This window comes from Microcoleus sp. Pol11C3 (genome assembly GCF_036701485.1).
Taxonomy (GTDB): Bacteria; Cyanobacteriota; Cyanobacteriia; order Cyanobacteriales; family Microcoleaceae; genus Microcoleus.
In genome coordinates this window covers 1-1,084 of record NZ_JAUBQW010000320.1, presented here as the reverse complement: position 1 = coordinate 1,084, position 1,084 = coordinate 1, and the positions used below count along the sequence as shown (strand labels likewise).

General features: G+C 36.9%; 1 pseudogene. It reads right to left on the bottom strand.

What is annotated here, in order from left to right:
- Nucleotides 1–68 precede the first annotated feature (68 nt).
- Nucleotides 69–977 (bottom strand): annotated as a pseudogene (locus tag QUA40_RS28860) (transposase); the annotation flags it as partial.
- Nucleotides 978–1,084: the final 107 nt, after the last annotated feature.

Sequence of the window (1,084 nt, the reverse complement as noted above, 5' to 3'; positions counted from 1 at the left end):
TTCTAATTAACTCATAATTTTGCATGGAATATCATTCTACTATGTATTTGTGTAATTAATTCTGTCTAACTACTTATTCTATCCTCAATACTCTGTTTATTGTTGTCAAATAACCATTGCTGTTGGCGATAGACTTCTGTGAGGACTAGCAAGGTTTTATATTGCTTTTTGTTCAGATTTTCTAGGGTCGCACCTGACTCGATTAGCTGTTCAATATGAGGAAGGTTCCTTTTGATATATTGAAGTTGTTTTTTAATTGCCTGTCTTCTTTTGTTTCGGGTGGGTCGTCTTTGTTTGGCTACTGCCAAATAGTCTTTCCTTGCTAAATTACGGTAGGTTCTTGGTTTTTTATAGGTTTTTTCTGTGATTTGTTTATACAGGATGTCTATGAGTTTTCCTGTATGAATTCTGGCTCTGTTTAATAGTCCTAAGTCCGTTGGATAACTAATATTTGCTGAGGCACAGGTAGCATCTATGATTAATTTTCCACGATTAAGTGACTCATTTTTTGCGTCCGAATCTTTTTTTTTCTGGTTTAAATAGGGTGATGGAGCGATTTTTTCAACCATTCGTTCGTTAACTTTATTAATTAGGTTTTGACTAATTCTTTGCCGAAAATGAACTAAGAGAGATGGGTCAAATGGTAGGTCGTTACTGTAGCTTGATTGACTAATAAAGTATTGTAGATAGGGGTTTTCCCGGATTTGTTCGACGGTTTCCTGAGCGCTAATTCCGAGTTTTTCTTTGATGATTAATGCCCCCAACCCCATCCGAAAGGATTTGGCTGGTGCACCCATTTCTGTGGGGAAGTTTTTAGCATATTCTGCTTCAAATTCTGACCATGGGATTACTTGTGTCATTTTTACCCAACGGTTATCTGGTGACAAGCTGCCTCCGAAGGGCAGTTCAAACTCGGATGGGGGTGTTGGGGCAAGCTCAACTTTTTTATTGGGAGCATCCCGGTTTTGTAAATATATCCGAATAAGCGTAAAATAGTTAAAATCAATGGCTCTCCTGAACTTATGGTTATAAGTTTATCTAATCAGAAAAGCAAGCTAATACACGATTCTTGAAATTATTAAAA